General features: G+C 64.6%; 17 protein-coding genes and 1 tRNA gene. 11 read left to right on the top strand and 7 right to left on the bottom strand.

Annotation, left to right across the window (positions count from 1 at the left end):
* Positions 1 to 48: 48 nt before the first annotated feature.
* Together KBX07_RS04350 and KBX07_RS04345 are read right to left on the bottom strand one after the other, a co-directional pair.
* Positions 49 to 125: transfer RNA gene (locus KBX07_RS04350), tRNA-Pro, on the bottom strand.
* 117 nt (positions 126 to 242) lie between these two features.
* A complete protein-coding gene (locus KBX07_RS04345; protein WP_256023165.1) occupies positions 243 to 1,139 on the bottom strand; it encodes a metallophosphoesterase in 897 nt (298 codons plus the stop codon).
* 24 nt (positions 1,140 to 1,163) lie between these two features.
* On the opposite strand from KBX07_RS04345, the gene KBX07_RS04340 reads away from it, so the two are divergent.
* The gene (locus KBX07_RS04340) at positions 1,164 to 1,613 is read left to right on the top strand and encodes a GatB/YqeY domain-containing protein (protein ID WP_255996242.1); all 450 of its coding nucleotides are present in this window, start codon (positions 1,164 to 1,166) and stop codon (positions 1,611 to 1,613) included.
* A gap of 12 nt (positions 1,614 to 1,625) precedes the next feature.
* Here the strand turns inward: KBX07_RS04340 and KBX07_RS04335 are convergent, their stop codons facing one another.
* Positions 1,626 to 4,031 (bottom strand): transglycosylase domain-containing protein, encoded by a 2,406-nt coding sequence (locus KBX07_RS04335; RefSeq protein ID WP_256023163.1) that lies wholly within the window; start codon positions 4,029 to 4,031, stop codon positions 1,626 to 1,628.
* 207 nt (positions 4,032 to 4,238) lie between these two features.
* Between KBX07_RS04335 and KBX07_RS04330 the strand changes: the two genes are divergently transcribed.
* From KBX07_RS04330 to KBX07_RS04315, 4 genes are all read left to right on the top strand, one after another.
* Complete coding sequence (locus tag KBX07_RS04330) at positions 4,239 to 4,598, top strand: WhiB family transcriptional regulator (RefSeq protein WP_256023162.1); 360 nt, start codon at positions 4,239 to 4,241, stop codon at positions 4,596 to 4,598.
* Between the two features lie 66 nt (positions 4,599 to 4,664).
* Positions 4,665 to 4,817 (top strand): DUF4177 domain-containing protein, encoded by a 153-nt coding sequence (locus KBX07_RS04325; protein WP_005287216.1) that lies wholly within the window; start codon positions 4,665 to 4,667, stop codon positions 4,815 to 4,817.
* Between the two features lies 1 nt (position 4,818).
* Positions 4,819 to 5,274, top strand: coding sequence for a RidA family protein (locus KBX07_RS04320; protein ID WP_255996244.1), 456 nt, complete (start codon positions 4,819 to 4,821; stop codon positions 5,272 to 5,274).
* A gap of 10 nt (positions 5,275 to 5,284) precedes the next feature.
* Complete coding sequence (locus KBX07_RS04315) at positions 5,285 to 6,106, top strand: MBL fold metallo-hydrolase (protein WP_256023160.1); 822 nt, start codon at positions 5,285 to 5,287, stop codon at positions 6,104 to 6,106.
* A gap of 33 nt (positions 6,107 to 6,139) precedes the next feature.
* On the opposite strand, the gene glxR is transcribed toward KBX07_RS04315, so the two are convergent.
* A complete protein-coding gene (gene glxR, locus KBX07_RS04310) occupies positions 6,140 to 6,823 on the bottom strand; it encodes a CRP-like cAMP-activated global transcriptional regulator GlxR (protein ID WP_256023159.1) in 684 nt (227 codons plus the stop codon).
* A gap of 366 nt (positions 6,824 to 7,189) precedes the next feature.
* Here glxR and nth point away from each other — a divergent pair, with 366 nt between their 5' ends.
* From nth to KBX07_RS04290, 4 genes are read left to right on the top strand one after another with little or no spacing between them, the layout of a single operon-like run.
* Entirely contained in the window at positions 7,190 to 8,017 is an 828-nt protein-coding gene (gene nth / locus KBX07_RS04305; RefSeq protein WP_255996246.1) for an endonuclease III, read from the top strand.
* Positions 8,014 to 8,616: a TlpA disulfide reductase family protein gene (locus KBX07_RS04300; RefSeq protein WP_256023157.1), complete on the top strand. Its 603-nt coding sequence runs from the start codon at positions 8,014 to 8,016 to the stop codon at positions 8,614 to 8,616. Before nth ends, KBX07_RS04300 begins: the two co-directional genes overlap by 4 nt.
* Positions 8,617 to 9,348 (top strand): CoA pyrophosphatase, encoded by a 732-nt coding sequence (locus KBX07_RS04295; protein ID WP_256023156.1) that lies wholly within the window; start codon positions 8,617 to 8,619, stop codon positions 9,346 to 9,348.
* Complete coding sequence (locus KBX07_RS04290; RefSeq protein WP_256023154.1) at positions 9,348 to 10,535, top strand: MarP family serine protease; 1,188 nt, start codon at positions 9,348 to 9,350, stop codon at positions 10,533 to 10,535. The genes KBX07_RS04295 and KBX07_RS04290 overlap by 1 nt, the downstream gene beginning before the upstream one ends.
* A gap of 3 nt (positions 10,536 to 10,538) precedes the next feature.
* Here the strand turns inward: KBX07_RS04290 and KBX07_RS04285 are convergent, their stop codons facing one another.
* The 3 genes from KBX07_RS04285 to KBX07_RS04275 all read right to left on the bottom strand — a co-directional run bounded on the left by KBX07_RS04285 (position 10,539) and on the right by KBX07_RS04275 (position 13,103).
* A complete protein-coding gene (locus tag KBX07_RS04285; RefSeq protein ID WP_256023153.1) occupies positions 10,539 to 11,456 on the bottom strand; it encodes an alpha/beta fold hydrolase in 918 nt (305 codons plus the stop codon).
* Positions 11,457 to 11,524: 68 nt separating this feature from the next.
* Entirely contained in the window at positions 11,525 to 12,103 is a 579-nt protein-coding gene (locus tag KBX07_RS04280) for a phage holin family protein (protein WP_005287193.1), read from the bottom strand.
* A gap of 142 nt (positions 12,104 to 12,245) precedes the next feature.
* Positions 12,246 to 13,103 (bottom strand): HAD family phosphatase, encoded by an 858-nt coding sequence (locus KBX07_RS04275; protein WP_256023152.1) that lies wholly within the window; start codon positions 13,101 to 13,103, stop codon positions 12,246 to 12,248.
* A gap of 442 nt (positions 13,104 to 13,545) precedes the next feature.
* On the opposite strand from KBX07_RS04275, the gene ssd reads away from it, so the two are divergent.
* Both ssd and KBX07_RS04265 read left to right on the top strand, forming a co-directional pair.
* Positions 13,546 to 14,610 carry a septum site-determining protein Ssd gene (gene ssd, locus KBX07_RS04270; protein WP_256023150.1) on the top strand — a complete coding sequence of 355 codons (1,065 nt, stop codon included), beginning with the start codon at positions 13,546 to 13,548 and terminating at the stop codon, positions 14,608 to 14,610.
* Entirely contained in the window at positions 14,610 to 15,755 is a 1,146-nt protein-coding gene (locus KBX07_RS04265) for a TadA family conjugal transfer-associated ATPase (protein ID WP_256023148.1), read from the top strand. Before ssd ends, KBX07_RS04265 begins: the two co-directional genes overlap by 1 nt.
* Positions 15,756 to 15,923 lie beyond the last annotated feature (168 nt).

Here is a 15,923-nt window from a genome sequence, read left to right as displayed (position 1 = left end):
CAGAACGAAAAAAGAAGCCGCTGAAATCCAGCGGCTTCTTTCTCAATTTGGTCGGGATAACAGGATTTGAACCTGCGACCTCTTCGTCCCGAACGAAGCGCGCTACCAAGCTGCGCCATATCCCGGTGCACTTAATGAGTACCCGGGGTACTTTAGTCCACCATCCGGCAAGCTCCAAAACGCCTGTTGGTTACGGCTGTTGCGGCCCTGATCTGCGCCTGATTCGAGCGGCGGACGGGCCACTAGTCGTCCCGAGCATCCTCCCGAGCGGTGAGCGTCAACAGCGCCGCGGACGGCCGGCAGAAAATACGCACGGGGGCGAATTTGGAGGTGCCCAGTCCGTTGGAGACTTCGAGCCACATGTCGCGGTAGCGGTGGAGGCCGGAGGCGCGTTCGCGGTCGATGTCGGCGTTGGTCACGATTGCGCGTTCGCCGGGCAGGCAGATCTGCCCGCCGTGGGTGTGGCCGGCGAGGACGAGCTGGTAGCCGTCGGCATCGAACTGGTCCAGTACCCGCCTGTAGGGCGCGTGGGTGACGCCAAGGGCGAGGTCGGCATCGGGGTTGGGGGCGCCTTCGATGAGGGAGTAGTCGTCGAGGTCGTGGTGGGGGTCGTCGGTACCTGCAATGGCCAGGCGCACATCCCCAACCTTGAATTCGAGGCGTTTGTGGGTGGCGTCCTGCCAGCCGCGCTCGATGAATGCGGCGCGCATGCCCTTCCACGGCAGGTCCACGTAGCTGGGCTCGCGCTTGGCGTCCAGAAGGTATTTGACTGGGTTGACGGGTCGCGGTGCCCAGTAGTCGTTCGTGCCGAAGACGAACACGCCGGGGCGGTTGAGCAGCGGCTCGAGAGCGGCCAGCACGTCAGGCACGGCATGCTCGTCCGAGAGGTTGTCGCCGGTGTTGACCACCAGGTCGGGGTCGAGTGCGTCGAGTGCGGAGACCCACGCGATCTTCGTCTTCTGCCCGGGGATCATGTGCAGGTCGGAGACATGGAGAATGCGCAAGTCATCCACGCCCGGGGGAAGGATGGGCAGCTCGTAGGTTTTCAGGCGGAATTTGGTCAGTTCGCTGTGGCCGAAGGCGAGCGTCGATAAGCCAAGGGCTGTCACCGCGCCGAGCGCTTGTGCGATCTTCTTCATTGGAACAAGGCTACCCTGGCAGCCATGAGTGAATTGAAAGATCAGATCCGCGCCGACCTCAAAGAAGCCATGAAGGCGAAGGAGAAGGAGCGCACGGGTGCGATCCGCATGCTGCTCGCCGCGATCCAGACCGAGGAGACGGAGGGCGCCAAGCACGAGCTTGACGACGCTGCTGTGCTCAAGGTCGTCGCCCGTGAAATCAAGAAGCGCCGCGAGTCGGCGGAGATCTACCAGCAGAATGATCGTCAGGACCTCGCCGACGCTGAGCTCGCCGAGGTCGCCGTGCTCGAGGCATACCAGCCCAAGCAGCTCGATGACGACGAGCTCGCAGCGCTTATCGACGAAGCAGTCGCCGACACCGGCGCCACCTCCATGAAAGAGATGGGGCAGGTTATGAAGGCCGCCACCGAGAAGGCTGCTGGCCGCGCCGACGGCAAGCGGCTGTCTGCGGCAGTCAAGGCGCGACTGTCGTAGCCGAAGCGGGCGCTATAGGTCGCCGAACAGGTCCGCAAGATCGTCGGCGAAACGGCCGATTTCGTCTTCGAGGTCGTCGCGGTAGCGGGAGGCTTCGTCGTCATCGTCGCGGCTGCGGTCATCGCGGGTGTCCCTGCGGTTGGGCGGGTTGTTCCGCGCTGGGGAGCCGTCCGAGACGACGAGAGTGACCACAGCGCCTTCGCCTGCGTTTTCAGGAGTGCGGGCCTCGACGACTTCGCCTTCGGGTTTGCCGGTGGCGGTGCCCTTCGTCTCCCGGACCTTGAACCCAGCTGCCTCTAGCTGGGAGCGAGCCTCGGCGGCTTGGAGGCCGACGACGCTGTCGAACAGGTCGTTGCGCGAAGCAGGGTCATACAGCGGGCTCGGGGTGGGGAGCCCAGCTCCTTGCACGCCCGGAATCTGCGTGGCCATCTGGAACCACGAACGGGCCGCTTCCTTACCGCCGAAGAGATCGCCGTAGTTGCACTGGCGGACCGGACCTGAGCACAGCGGGGTGGTCTGGGTGCCGTCGTTGTAGATGTAGGTGGCGGCAGCGAAAGCGTTGTTGAAGCCGAGGAATGCCGAGGACTGGTGCGATTCCGTCGTTCCCGTCTTGGCGGCAACGGGGCCGCTCCAACCGTATGCCGCAGCCGCGTCTTTCGCGGTGCCGCTAATAGTGTCCTGGGCCATGCCGTTGGCCAGGCCGGAGGCGAGCTCGGGGGAGACAGCCTCCTCGCAGTCGGGGCGCTCGATGAACACTTCCTGGCCGAGCCGGTCCTCCACCTTGGCCACCGGGTTAGGCTCGCACCACTTACCGCCGGACGCCAGCGTTGCCCCAACGTTGGACAGCTCCAACGGGTTCACGGCGGTGGGGCCAAGTGTGAAGGCGCCGAGGTTGTTCTGGCGGAAGTAGTCCCCGATGGAATGGTCCTCGTCGAAGCTGCCCGGATCCTCGTAGGAACGCAGCCCCAAGCGCACGGCCATGTCGACGGTCGCTTCCACGCCGACTTCCTCGAGAAGCTCGATGAACGTGGTGTTGGGGGATTTTGCAAGGGCGTCGCGAAGCGTCAGCTCGCTGGGATAGGATCCTGCGTTTTCCACGCAGTACGCGCCAGACGGACACCCGGTAGCACCGCCGGTTCCCATGCCGTATTTCACGGAACGCTTTGGCACCGGCAGCTTGGCGTCGAGGTTGTATCCCTGCTCCAGGGCTGCTGCGGCGGTGAAGATCTTGAACACAGACCCAGCACCATTGCCCACCATGCTGGATGTCTGCGGCAGAACGGTTTGGCTTTCGTCGGCATCCAGGCCGTAGGTGCGCGAGGAGGTCATTGCCAAGATGTTGCGGGAGTTTTCGCCGGGCTCGATGACATTGATCACCTCGGCGACGCCATGCTGGCCCGGGCTAACTGCGCTTGCGGCGGCGTTGTGCGCGACCTCTTGAACTCCCGGGTCCAGCGTGGTCGTAATGATGTAGCCGCCGCGTTCCAGCTCCTCCATGGGCAGACCCTTGCCTGCGAGGTACTCCAACGCGTAATCGCACAGGAAGCCCGCGGAACCCGCAGAGATGCAGCCTTCCGGCAACAAGGCGGGTTCTTCGAGGACTCCGAGGGGCTCGCCTTTGAAACGGTCGGCCTCATCCTGCGCGAGGTAGCCGGAGGTGACCATTGCCTGCAGCACCGTGTTGCGGCGCTCCTTCGCCCCGTCGGGGTTCGTGTACGGGTTGAGCATCTCAGCGGACTGCAGCATGCCGACGAGCAGTGCAGACTGCGGGACGTTGAGCTCGGCGGCAGAGATGCCGAAGTAAGTGCGCGCGGCGGCCTCAATGCCGTACGCGTGGTTGCCGAAGGGGACGATGTTCATATACCGCGCCAAAATTTCTTCCTTGGGCAACTGCTTGTCCAGGTCGGATGCCATGCGCATCTCGCGCAACTTGCGCGGAATCGACTGTTCGACGGCGGCCGTTTGCTCTTCGGGATTCTCAGCGTCGACAAGCAAAAGATAGTTCTTCACGTACTGCTGGTTGATTGTGGAGGCACCTTCCTCCACGCCGCCTGCCAGCACGTTCGTGACCATCGCGCGGGCAAAACCCTGCATGTCCACGCCGTCGTGCTCGTAGAAGCGGCGGTCCTCGATGGCGACCAACGCGTCTTTGGCGGACTGGCTGATCTGCTCCGGCTTCAAGTCATAACGGCGCTGGTTGTAGATCCACGCTATGGGCTCACCGTTCTTATCGGTGATCGTGGTCACGCCGGGGGCGGACCCGTCGGTTAAGTCGGCGAGATTGGACTGCATCGTCTCATCGACGCGAGCGACAGCAGCCCCGCTGATCCCCACGACGGGGGCAAGACACAGCACCACTGCGAGACCCGCGGCAACGACGCCGAGGAGCAGTTTTCCCAGGGAACCTAGTGAAGACACCTTTCATACACTACGGCCTAGACCCCCACAGGGGAATCGGTGCCTACCCCCGCTCGTGTGATCTATTCGACAATAATCCCAGGGGGTGAATACACTTACATTCGGAAAGCGCAATGAATTCGATTGTCTTTCCTAAAGCAGGCAAAGAGGAATTTGCCAGGGTTGTTTCTATGTCCCGAAAACTGGGGCTATGGGAAGGAGATTTTCGTGACCGCAACGATTCGCAATCGCTCGCTTGATAAGCCGGTACTATCCGCTTCCGCACGAACTTCTCCGCCCAAGGTCGATTCTTTTGAGCGTGGCGAGTGGGTCACACTCGCCGTCTGCCGCGCCGGCGACCCGGATGCCCTTTTCGTTCGCGGTGCTGAACAGCGCAAAGCCGCCGCGATCTGCCGCCGTTGCCCGGTCCAGATGGAATGCCGCGCAGATGCCCTGGACAACAAGGTCGAGTTCGGCGTGTGGGGTGGCCTGACCGAGCGTCAACGCCGCGCCGTGCTGCGTAAGAACCCGCACGTGACCGACTGGGCTGCGCACCTCGCAGCGGGCGAGGAGATCGTCGGGCTGTAACTCCTGACGTCGCTCCAGCGATGCCACATCGTCGCTGCAACGGAGGCGAACGGCTAGAGTGGCGGCATGACTAAATGGGAATACGCCACCGTTCCGCTGCTGACGCACGCCACCAAGCAGATCCTGGACACCTGGGGTGAGGATGGCTGGGAGCTTGTCGCTGTCACGCCCGGCCCGAACCCGGAGAATGTCGTCGCCTACATGAAGCGGGAGCTCTAAGGTGAGTGCCCTTTCGCGTATCAGCGCTTTGGGTCTCCGCCTCCCCGACGTCGCCGCCCCCGTTGCGGCGTACGTGCCCGCAACGCGGGTGGGCAACCAGGTCTGGACCTCGGGCCAGCTGCCGTTCGTTGATGGCGCGCTTCCTGCGACCGGCAAGGTCGGCGCGGAGGTCTCTGCCGAGGATGCCTACGAATACGCTCGGACATGCCTGCTCAATGCTCTCGCCGCGGTCGATGCGGAAGTGGGGCTGGATGCCGTCACGCGCGTGGTGAAGGTGGTTGGCTACGTAGCTTCCGCACCTGATTTCACCGGCCAGCCCGGTGTGATCAACGGGGCATCGGAGTTGATCGGGGAGATCTTCGGCGATGCCGGCGCGCACGTTCGCTCGGCTGTCGGTGTCGCGGTTCTGCCGCTTGACGCCCCAGTGGAGCTCGAGCTCATAGTCGAGGTGGCGTAGGGTGGGAAACATGCAGCATCCCGCTTATAGCCAACTGCGTCCTGTCACCCCGTCTGCCGCCGTCGTGCTGGCGATGAACCCCAGCTACGCAGCACTGGAGGGCACGAACTCGTGGGTTATCCGCGACCCGGAGGATGAGTACAGCATTGTCATCGATCCGGGCCCGGAAGATGAAGGCCACCTCAACGTGCTCCAGTCGTCGGCCGACAAGGTCGCTCTGGTGCTGTTGACGCACCGCCACCACGACCACGCTGACGGCGCTCACCGGTTCCGTCAGCTCACGGGCGCTCCGGTCCGCGCTTTCGACGAGCGTTACTGCAACGGTGGCGAGCCCCTCCAAGACGGCGAAATCATCGCCGTCGACGGCATCACTCCGCGCATCAAGGTCGTGCACACCCCCGGCCACACGGGTGACTCGGTGTGCTTCTACATCTACTCCGGCGACCCGGACTCCCCGGACTCGACGCTGGAGGGCATCTGCACCGGTGACACGATCGCCGGCCGCCACACCACGATGATCTCGGAGACGGACGGTGACTTGGGTGGATACCTGGATTCCTTGAGCAAGCTCGAGGAAGACGGCGCAGGCATTAAGCTTCTGCCGGGCCACGGCCCGGAAGGCGAGGACCTGTCCGCATTCGCCCGCAAGTACATTGACCGCCGCGAGTACCGCTTGGACCAGATCCGCAAGGTGCGCGCCGAGCGCGGTGCAGATGTGAGCATCAACGAGCTGGTTGATGCGATGTATGACGATGTTGATCCGGTCCTGCGCGGTGCCGCAGAACAGTCCACCCGTGTGGCCCTGCGCTACCTCGAGGGCAAGGAAGCCTAAATAGGCTCACGCGGCGCAAGCCCCCCCGGGAGGCTAGCGCGCGCGGCGGGCGAGGTGCTCCGTGTCCACGATGACGACGGACTTGCCTTCCAGGCGGATCCAGCCGCGCTGCGCGAAGGTGGCCAGCGCCTTGTTCACTGTCTCGCGGGAGGCACCGACAAGCTGGGCGATCTCTTCCTGAGTCAGGTCGTGGTTGACGCGCAGGGTGCTTCCCTCTTGGGTGCCAAAGCGGTTGGCCAACTGAAGCAGCGTCTTGGCCACGCGGCCCGGGACATCAGTGAAGATGAGGTCCGCCAAGGACGCGTTGGTCCGGCGCAGACGGCGCGCAAGAACGCGCAGCAGCTGCTGAGAAATCTCCGGGTGCTCGTTGATCCATGTCTTGAGCATCTCGGAATCCATCGTGGCTGCCTGGACCTCGGTCACGCACACTGCGGAGGAGGTGCGCGGGCCGGGGTCGAAGATGGACAGCTCGCCGAACATGTCGGACGGCCCCATGACGGACAGCAAGTTCTCGCGGCCGTCGGGGGCGTGGCGGGCAAGTTTCACCTTGCCCTCGATGATGATGTACAGGGTGTCGCCCGGCTCACCTTCGTCGAAGATGGTGGTTCCGCGGGGAAACGTCTCCGTCTGCATGTCACCGATGAGGTTGGTCACTGCAGCGGGGTCCACGCCTTGGAAAATGCCGGCGCGTGCCAGTGTCTCCTGTACGTCGTCCATGTGCGCTCCTTCTACTTGGCGCTTACCCGCGAGCCGAGCGTTCCAGGATGTGGAATCAGTCACCGCGACCCCGGCAGACGCGCCACGTCACACTGTGCGACTCTATCACGCGCACTGGGGCACAGGCGGAGAATCATGCGGGTTTACTCCTACCCCAAAATAAAAAATGCGCATTTAGACCGCGTTGAGGCCGTGTTTAGTCCGCTTCTAGGCAGGGTGCACGACAGCGACTTCGAGACGTTCCATGGCCACAACGAACACGGCGAGGAACAGCGGGGCCAAAAGCGCGAAGAGAACACTCATCATGGTTCCCTATGGTAGTTCCTCGGAGCGGAGCCGGTGGCACCCATCGCTATAGTTGTGTGCATGTCCGCCCCAGATGCAGCAGGAAGTCCAGCAGGCTCCGTCACGCCAGTGCGCTTCCGCCGCCCCGGCGCGCACCCCGCGTCAAAAGGTACAGAGACTGAGCTGGGGCGCACCCGTCGCGCAAGGCGAATCAACCGCACGCTGGCCGCGACCTACCCGGATGCGCACGCGGAGCTGGACTTCACCAATCCGCTCGAGCTGCTCATTGCCACCGTACTCAGTGCGCAAACGACGGACGTGCGCGTCAACTCTGTCACACCGGAGCTGTTTCGGCGCTACCCCGACGCGGCGAGCTACGCGGCGGCCAACGTCGACGAGATCGCAGAGATCATCCGACCGACAGGGTTCTTCCGCGCGAAGGCGGGGCATCTGAAGGGGATCGGGGAGGCGCTCGTCGATAAGCATGGCGGCGACGTGCCTACCGCGATCGAGGATCTGGTGAAGCTGCCCGGCGTTGGCCGCAAGACAGCGCACGTGGTCCGCGGCAATGCGTTCGGGATGCCGGGACTCACCGTGGACACGCATTTTCAGCGCCTGGTGCACCGCATGATGCTTATCGACGCATCTATCACCGACCCCGTCGCCATCGAGCACGCGATTGCCAGCGTGATTGAGAAGCGTGAGTGGACGATGTTCTCGCACAGGATCATTTTCCACGGCCGGCGCGTGTGCCATGCCCGCAAACCAGCGTGCGGGGCGTGCCCGGTGGCGTTTGACTGCCCGAGTTTCGGAACGGGCCCTGTTGAGTGGGACGAGGCTGAGAAGTTGGTGACCGGGCCGGAGCGCGAGCACATCCTGGACATGATGGGGCGGGGTGAGAGCGAGTGAAGCGCAGTGTGCTGATCAGCGTGCTCGCCATCCTCGCCGCAACGGCGCTGGTGGTGGTCGGCGCGGTGTCGATGCTGAGGGGGCAGCTGGGCTCGAACAGCGCAGCGCCCGAAGGTGAGGAGGGCGCGGGGGAGCGCAGCACCGTGACCAACACTGTGAGCGAAATAGAAGCCGGCAGCCGACCTGATTGCCCGACCGGGACTGTCGGTGGGGTGGAGCTGCCCTGCTTGGGGGCGACTTCAGCGGACGGGGCTGTGGCCGATGACCAGGTTACGGTGGTCAGTCTGTGGGCGTGGTGGTGCGAACCGTGCCGTGAGGAGCTACCTGCGCTGCAGGAATTCGCGGACGCACACCCCGAATACAGCGTTGTCGGCGTGCACGCGGACGGGGACGCGCAGGCCGGCGCCGCGCTTCTCGACGAGCTTGGCGTGACCCTTCCGAGCTACCAGGACACCGAGAACCTTTTCGCTGCCCAGCTGAAGCTGCCCCCGGTCGTGCCGGTGCTGGTGGTGTTGCGCGGGCAGGAGACTGCTGGCGTGGTGCCCACGCCGTTTACCGACGCCGATGACATTGCCGCGGCCGTCGAGGAGGTGCTCTAAATGTCTGAGACTCCCGAGATGTCCGCGATGCTGCAGCCGGAGCGTGCGCCCCAGTGGCTGGACCCGCTGACCCACAAGCTGTCCGCGCCGGGCAGTGCCAGCTTGGTCACGAAGATGCAGGGCCACATGCGGTTTGCGTCCCAGAAATCGAAGCGGGCAGCCGTGCTCATGTGCTTCACGGGTGATCCCGAGGCGGCGACGTTGCCGGATGACGCAGAGATCCTCATCACGCACCGCACGCCGTCGTTGCGGAACCACTCCGGCCAAATGGCCTTCCCTGGCGGGAAGGTGGACCGGCAGGACTCCGGCCCGATCGACGCGGCACTGCGTGAGGCCCGGGAGGAAACGGGCCTGCAGCCCGAGCGCGTCGTGCCGCTGGCGGTCCTTGAGACCATCGCAGTGGGCCCATCGGGCAACCCAGTGAACCCCGTGTTGGCGTATGCGCAGGAGCCGGGGGAGGTGTGGTCTGCAAGCCCCAATGAGAATGACGATGTCTTCTTCGTCCCGCTCAGCAACCTCATCAACCCCGACAACCGCTTCCGTGTCGCCCGGTTGGGCTGGTCCGGGCCCGCCTTCGAGCTCCACGGCTACGTGGTGTGGGGGTTCACGGCCTCGCTGCTGTCGGTCATGATCCGCGAGGCCGGGTGGGAGGAACCCTGGGAGCACAAGGATGCTGTCGACCTGCGGCATGCCCTGCGCTCGTCGCGCAACGGTGAAGGGCACGGTTTCTAGTGACCGCAGCGATCCTTGTAGACGTGTTCCTTGGCGTCATTTTCCTAGCGTCGCTCCGCAGCGGCTGGCGGCATGGTGCCTTCTCGGCCGGATTCGCCGCGCTGGGAATTGCCGCGGGTCTGGTCGTGGGCATCGTGGTGTCGGCCTTCGTCGTGGACCTTGCGGATGTCACCAGCATTCGCGTGCTCCTTTTGCTGGCCACGGTGGTGCTCTTCGTCGCGCTGGGAAACATCGTGGGCACAACAGTCGGCTCAGGGCTGCGGGAACGGATGCGCTCCAAAACGACCCAGCGGTGGGACTCCGCAGTGGGCGCATTGTTGCAGCTGGTCATCGCGGTAGTGATGGTGTGGCTCGTGGCCATCCCGGTGGCCGCCAACGCCGGTGGCTCGCTGGGTAAAGGCGTGCGGGAATCCCGCGTGCTCACCGCCATCGACAGCGTCGCACCGAGCTGGGCCAACAAGGTGCCTGAGCATATCGCCGCGCTTATCGACGTCACCGGCCTGCCTCCCTTAGTCTCCCCCTTCCAAGGAGCGGGCGCAGACGTTGAGGCCGTGAATCCGGAGGCGGTCGTCCCGGCCATCATTGACGCGGCGCGCGCCGGAGTGGTGCATGTCCTCGGGGACTCGACGAGCTGCAGCAGGCACATGTCGGGGTCCGGGTTCGTGGCCGCACCGGACTACGTGATCACCAACGCCCACGTCGTTGCCGGCACCGACGAGGTCGAATTGGACACCGTGGTAGGGGTCAAACAGGCCACCGTGGTGTTCTTCGACCCGGAGGTGGATCTCGCGGTCCTCCACATCCCGAACTTAGGCATTGAGCCGGTGCGGATCGCGCAGGACCCAGCCCATACCGGCGATGATGTCGTCGTCCTGGGCTATCCCGGCACCAACCCGTTCACAGCGTCCCCGGCGCGCGTGCGGGACCGCATCATGGTGTCCGGCCCGGACATTTACGCCACCGGGCGCACGGAGCGGGAGGCCTACACGCTGCGCGGGGACGTACGCCCCGGCAACTCCGGCGGCCCGGTGATCGCGCCCGACGGCGCCGTGGTCGGGGTCATTTTCGGCACGGCTGTCGACGGCTCCGAGACTGGTTTCGCGCTCACCATGGACCAGGTGCAGCGTGTGGTGGGGGAGTACGTGGGGTTGACCGCGGCCGTCGATACGCAAGCATGCGTGGCATGACGCTCACGAGAGAAAGTTCGTGAGGGCCTCAACGAAGCCCTGTGGGTTCTCCACGTGGGGCACGTTCTTCGCCCCGGGGATGCTCGTGCGGGCCAGGGGGCCGCGGGTGCGGGCGCTGGAGAGTTCGTCGATACGCGTCCACACGTCTTGGGGCGGGTGGATGAGCAGCACAGGAGCGAGGGTTGGCGCGTTGGCGTTGGCTTTGTTCGGCAGCGAGATGAGTTTCGGTGTGAGCATGCGGGAGTTGTGAATGATCCCGCGCAGTGCGTTGTGGATGCTGGCGGCCTGCACGCGCAGAGCGAGGGTCTCAGTGAACGCGTCGGACCGGTGGAAACCCGGCTGGGTGTTGATGGTCAGCTCGCTGCGCCACACCTGCGGAATCGCTCCTGCGAACCAGCGCAGGAACCAGCTGGGGAGGCATCCGATAGCCACGCGCGTGGTCATGTAGATCAGCTGCCATGGCCGCCGGCGCATGTAGCTGCGCAGATCGTAGGGGTGGGCTGCCGACACGGCGACGAGACTGTCGACGCGGTGTGGGTAAGCGGCCGAATACACCCAGCTCAACGCCCCTCCAGTGTCATGGCCGACAAGGTGCGCGCGCTCGTGCCCGAGGGCGGTGATCATGCCGTCGATGTCCCCGACGGCCAACAACGTATCGTCGCCGGGGCGCGACGGGGGCTTGTCCGACATCCCGTAACCGCGCATGTCCACGGCCGCGACGTGGAACCCCTCCTGAGCTAACGGTTCAATCACGTGGCGGAAGTCCAGCCACGCTCCGAATGTGCCGTGAATGAGCAACACGAGCGGGTCGCGCGGATCCCCGGCGACAACTGCGTGCAGACGAATGCCGCGGGTGTGCAGCATGACGTGCTCAAACGGGCCGGGAAGGGCGACAGTGTTCGGGGAGATGGGTTGTTTCATGGGGGTGCGTCGATAAGCGAAAAGCCCGCGACAATGCGCGGGCTAAACAGCTAAAAATTAAGCGGTACTTAGTCGGTCACCTTGGTGGAGCCGGTGCCCTGCGCGGTGGGGTAGCCAGCCGGAACAGTGGTGCCGGTGCCGTAGGAGGTGTACAGCTCGGAGGTGTCCTTCTCCAGGTTCTTCTGTGCCTGGCCCGGGACGAGGCCCTTGAGCTCGTTGACGGACTGGATGGTCTTCTCCGGCTTCTTCATCGCCTGGAAGCGCTTCACGCCCACCAGGGCGAGGATGCCTGCGGTGATGAGCATGAGCAGGAAGACGATGCCGAAGCCCCATGCGTCATTCGTCCAGATGGCAATCAGCTTGGCCAGGAAGAAGAAAAAGAAGAAGGTGGAAAACAGTGCAATCACACCGGCGGCGACGAGCATGCCGCTGCCGATCGCTGCCTTCTTAGCCTCACCGACAACCTCGGTCTTAGCCAGTTCAATCTCGTTGCGGACAAGGCTGGAAACCTGCTCGGTGGCGTTGGACACCAGGGTGCCCAAAGAGTCCGCGCCCGGCTGCGTCACGTCCGTGTCGCGCAGGGGGATGGAATCGATCTTCGCCTTGTAGCTGGTCGATCCGCTGGTGTACATCCCGTCGTTGCTCACTGTTCTAAAACCTTCCTCGGGTGGGCCCCGCCCATTGCAGGCAGATTCTCAACCTTGCTTTGAGCCTTTTTCAACCTATCTCAACGGAAGTCTACTGTATATGACATTCCCGCTGAATGCGTGACGTAGGTAACGCTGGGCCTTAAGCGCTCTTGCGGCGCTGGGCTAGCCACACGCCGAAAGCAGTCAGGGCGGCGACGCTGGCGACCATTCCGGCGCCGATACCGATCTCCTTCGCGCCGGGGGAGGGGAAGAGGGGCTCCGGGTTCTTGAAGCTGCGGATGTCCCAGCCGTTTGCTGCCGCATGCTTGCGCAGCCCCCGGTCGGGGTTCACGGCGACGGGGTGGCCGACCATCGCGAGCATGGGGACGTCGGTAAGCGAATCGGAGTACGCGTAGCTGCGCGCAAGGTCATACCCGCGCTCGTCGGCGAGGCGCCGCACCGCATCCGCCTTCGCGTCGCCCTTGAGATAGTGGGTGATCTCGCCGGTGAGCTTTCCGTCTTTGACCTCCGCCTCTGTTGCCACAATTGTCTCGATGCCCAACTCTGCCGCGATCGGCTCCACCAGGATGGACGCGGATGCGGACAGGATGACTAGGTCGTGGCCCTGCGCGCGGTGGTAGTCGATGAGTTCCCGGGCCTCGGAGTAAATCGCTGGGGTGACCACGCTCACCATGGTGTCGGCAACGACGTCGCGCACTTGCTCGACTGGCCAGCCCTTCACCATCGCCGCCATGCGGTCGCGGGTCGCATCCATCTTCGCACTGGAGTGGCCGGAGAACATATACGACGTCTTGGACAGGTAGAGCTCTAACGCCTCCTGGCGTGTGATCAACCCGTTGTCCATGAACCCGCGACCGAAGGCGTAGGCCGACGAGGTGGCGATGATTGTTTTGTCCAAGTCGAAGAACGCGGCCACGCGCTCACCCGTGCCTTCGCCGACGCGTTGCGGTGACGCTGGTGACGCTGCGGCGCTGTGATCCGGGCCAGTATCTGTCATGCGAATGATTCTACATCCACAAACTGCCCAACTTGCCGCGGAAAACAGCCAGCTCACATGCGTTTGTACGGGGGCTTCGAAATATTTTTCGAACTATCTGAGTTTGGGTCTTGTGCAGAATCGAATTTATATGCCATAATCAGATCTGCACGGCCCCGATATACAGTGTGGCCGGCCCCGGCCCGATCCCCCCCTGTGGCCGGGTAAGACGGCCCGCGCACCCCCCCCGATAGCGCGGGCCGTCTCTTATTCTCTCCGCATGCTGTCGCCGCAGCGGCCGGTTCCCTGGCCCCTTAGTTGTGGTCACTGCAGTGCGCACAATGCGCGGTAAGCGCCAGATCTATCCACAGAAAAATGGTGACACGTCCGCGAAAACGGGGGTTGTCCACAGGGCCGAAAGCAACCGCTTGAGCTGGGGGTTGGCAGCGCTCACAGTGAAGCCATGCGCAGCGACACAGCACCCATCCTCATCGCCGTCGGCGACCCGATCGTGCACCCCGAGGCAACGCACCTCGCGGCCGCAACGGGCCGCCCATTGATCGACGCCCACAGTCCCGCCGACATCACCCGCCACCACTCCCGCGCCTTCGCCGTGCTTATCGACGACGAGAACCTCCCCGCCCTCACCGGCCTTCCCGAGCGCCACGGAGTGTTCCACCTGCGCAGCGACACCACCGGTGGAACAACCGACAAGGCTCCACCGGGCGCGGCCGATTCATTCGCGCTGCCGGCGGAGGCTGCCGACCTCCTCGGAGCGATTGGGAAGTTAGCACTGCGCGCGGCAACCGGGGTTGCCAGTGCCCGCACTGCGACGACGGGCACAGTACTGACGTTCATCGGCGCGGCTGGTGGTGCGGGAACGTCCACCTTCGCGGCGGCCGTTGCCCGCACAGCGTCGACGGAGGTACAACCCGTTATCGTCGACGCCCACCGTTACTCCGGCGGGATCGACCTGTTGCTCGGCGTCGAGGACGTTGTCGGTGCGCGCTGGGGTGACCTCGACATCGGCCAAGGCAGTGTGGACCGGTCACAACTGCGCCAGGCACTGCCGGTGACGAAGGACGGGATCGGGGTGCTCACCGGGGCCCGGACGGTGGTGCCCGAAGCGGCGGGGATTAGCCGCGTGGCCGCGGGGGACCTCGACCGGGTCGTCACAGCGCTGGGCACGGGCGGACTGACCGTCGTTGACGCGCCTGCAGACGGGCTGCCCAACCGGTGCGACCACGCATTCATCCTTGCGCCGGCAGAGGTCCGAGCGGCCGCTGCCACCGCGCTCATAACCGCGGAATGCCGGGGCGCGAACATTCCCGTGTCCATTGTGCTGCGGCACCGAGGCTGGTCCGGAATGACCGCCGAGGAGATGGAGAACGTGACCAGCACGGAGGTGGTGGCGGAAGTCAAGCACGTTCCGAAGCTCGTCCGCGCAGTCGAAGTCGGCGGGTTGCCGGTGCGCCTGCCGCGATCACTCACCGCGGCAGCTCGAACGATTTTGAAGGCGGCGAGCTAATGGAGCGCGCAGACATCATCGCCGCCGTGCAACGCCGCCTTGCTGACGACCCGTCTCTCACGTCACCGGCTGAACTCGCGGGTCTCATCCGTGAAGAGGCAGTGGTCATCAGTGACCTCGACGTGCTGGACATCATGCGTGCTCTGCGCGACGAAACAACCGGAGCAGGGCCGCTCGAGACGTTGCTCGCCATGGACGGGGTCACCGACATCTGCGTCAACGGCCCCGATGACATCTTCTTCGACCGCGGCAGTGGGCTGGAGCGCGCGGACATGAGCTTGGGTTCCGACGATGCTGTGCGCCGCCTAGCCACGCGCCTAGCCGCCAGTTGCGGGTGCCGCCTCGACAGCGCGAAGCCGTACGCCGACGGACACCTTTCACGTATCGACGGCACCGTCTTACGCTTCCACGCCATCCTCGCCCCCACCTCCGCGGGCGGCACCTGCATTTCCCTGCGCGTGTTGCGCAGCAAGACGGCCACGTTGGACCAGCTGCGTTCCTCTGGGGCTGTGGATGGGGAAAGGGAGGCGGTGCTGAGGGGAGTCGTCGATAAGCGAAAAGCTTTTCTGGTTGTCGGTGGCACCGGGACAGGCAAGACGACGCTGCTGGCGGCCATGCTCGCGCAGGTCGCGCAGCACGAGCGCATCGTCGTGATCGAGGACACTGTGGAGCTGACTCCGGCGCACCCGCACGTGGTCAACCTGACCTCGCGCGGGAAGAACACGGAAGGCGCAGGTGAGATCACTATTGCCGACTTGCTGCGACAGGCGCTGCGCATGCGGCCCGACCGGATCGTGGTGGGGGAGATCCGTGGTGCGGAGGTTGTCGATCTTCTCGCCGCGCTGAACACAGGCCATGACGGGGGTGCGGGGACTGTTCACGCCAACTCCATCGATGAGGTGCCCGCCCGGTTGGAAGCTCTGGCGGTGCTCGGCGGGCTCGACCGGGAAGCGCTGCACTCGCAGCTGGCAGCGGCGGTGGATGTGGTGATCGTGATGCGCCGGGAGAGCGACGGCCGACGCATTGTCCACCAGATCGGTGTGCTGGAAGGCAACCCGGTGGTGCCGCGGGTCGTGTGGGATTCGCGCGCCGGGCAGCGCGACGGGTACCGGGAGCTTTGCACGGAACTGGGGGTGCAGCCGTGATCTCAGTGATTTCGTGGCCGGCTGCGCTGCTGCTCGCCCTGGCCCTGTGCGTGCCGCCTGCGCGTCCTGCACTGCGCATCGGTCAAAGATCCGCCCCGATGACTCAGGCGGCCCTGCGTCCCTTGGTGGGGATCGGTGGTGTGGTGGCTGTGCTTGCAGTGCTCGCGA

It is taken from the genome of Corynebacterium sp. CCUG 70398, assembly GCF_024454055.1.
GTDB lineage: Bacteria > Actinomycetota > Actinomycetes > Mycobacteriales > Mycobacteriaceae > Corynebacterium > Corynebacterium genitalium.
The sequence above is the reverse complement of the archived record's forward strand: the minus strand, read 5'-3'. Positions and strand labels throughout refer to the sequence as shown.

What these genes read in the sequence shown, in the direction of transcription:
- KBX07_RS04295 (WP_256023156.1), top strand. Translation starts at nt 8,617, where the DNA reads ATGTCTGAGACTCCCGAGATGTCCGCGATGCTGCAGCCGGAGCGTGCG.
- KBX07_RS04340 (WP_255996242.1), top strand. Translation starts at nt 1,164, where the DNA reads ATGAGTGAATTGAAAGATCAGATCCGCGCCGACCTCAAAGAAGCCATG.
- KBX07_RS04315 (WP_256023160.1), top strand. Translation starts at nt 5,285, where the DNA reads ATGCAGCATCCCGCTTATAGCCAACTGCGTCCTGTCACCCCGTCTGCC.
- nth (WP_255996246.1), top strand. Translation starts at nt 7,190, where the DNA reads ATGTCCGCCCCAGATGCAGCAGGAAGTCCAGCAGGCTCCGTCACGCCA.
- KBX07_RS04265 (WP_256023148.1), top strand. Translation starts at nt 14,610, where the DNA reads ATGGAGCGCGCAGACATCATCGCCGCCGTGCAACGCCGCCTTGCTGAC.
- KBX07_RS04345 (WP_256023165.1), bottom strand. Translation starts at nt 1,139, where the DNA reads ATGAAGAAGATCGCACAAGCGCTCGGCGCGGTGACAGCCCTTGGCTTA.
- KBX07_RS04325 (WP_005287216.1), top strand. Translation starts at nt 4,665, where the DNA reads ATGACTAAATGGGAATACGCCACCGTTCCGCTGCTGACGCACGCCACC.
- glxR (WP_256023159.1), bottom strand. Translation starts at nt 6,823, where the DNA reads ATGGACGACGTACAGGAGACACTGGCACGCGCCGGCATTTTCCAAGGC.
- KBX07_RS04275 (WP_256023152.1), bottom strand. Translation starts at nt 13,103, where the DNA reads ATGACAGATACTGGCCCGGATCACAGCGCCGCAGCGTCACCAGCGTCA.
- KBX07_RS04285 (WP_256023153.1), bottom strand. Translation starts at nt 11,456, where the DNA reads ATGAAACAACCCATCTCCCCGAACACTGTCGCCCTTCCCGGCCCGTTT.
- ssd (WP_256023150.1), top strand. Translation starts at nt 13,546, where the DNA reads ATGCGCAGCGACACAGCACCCATCCTCATCGCCGTCGGCGACCCGATC.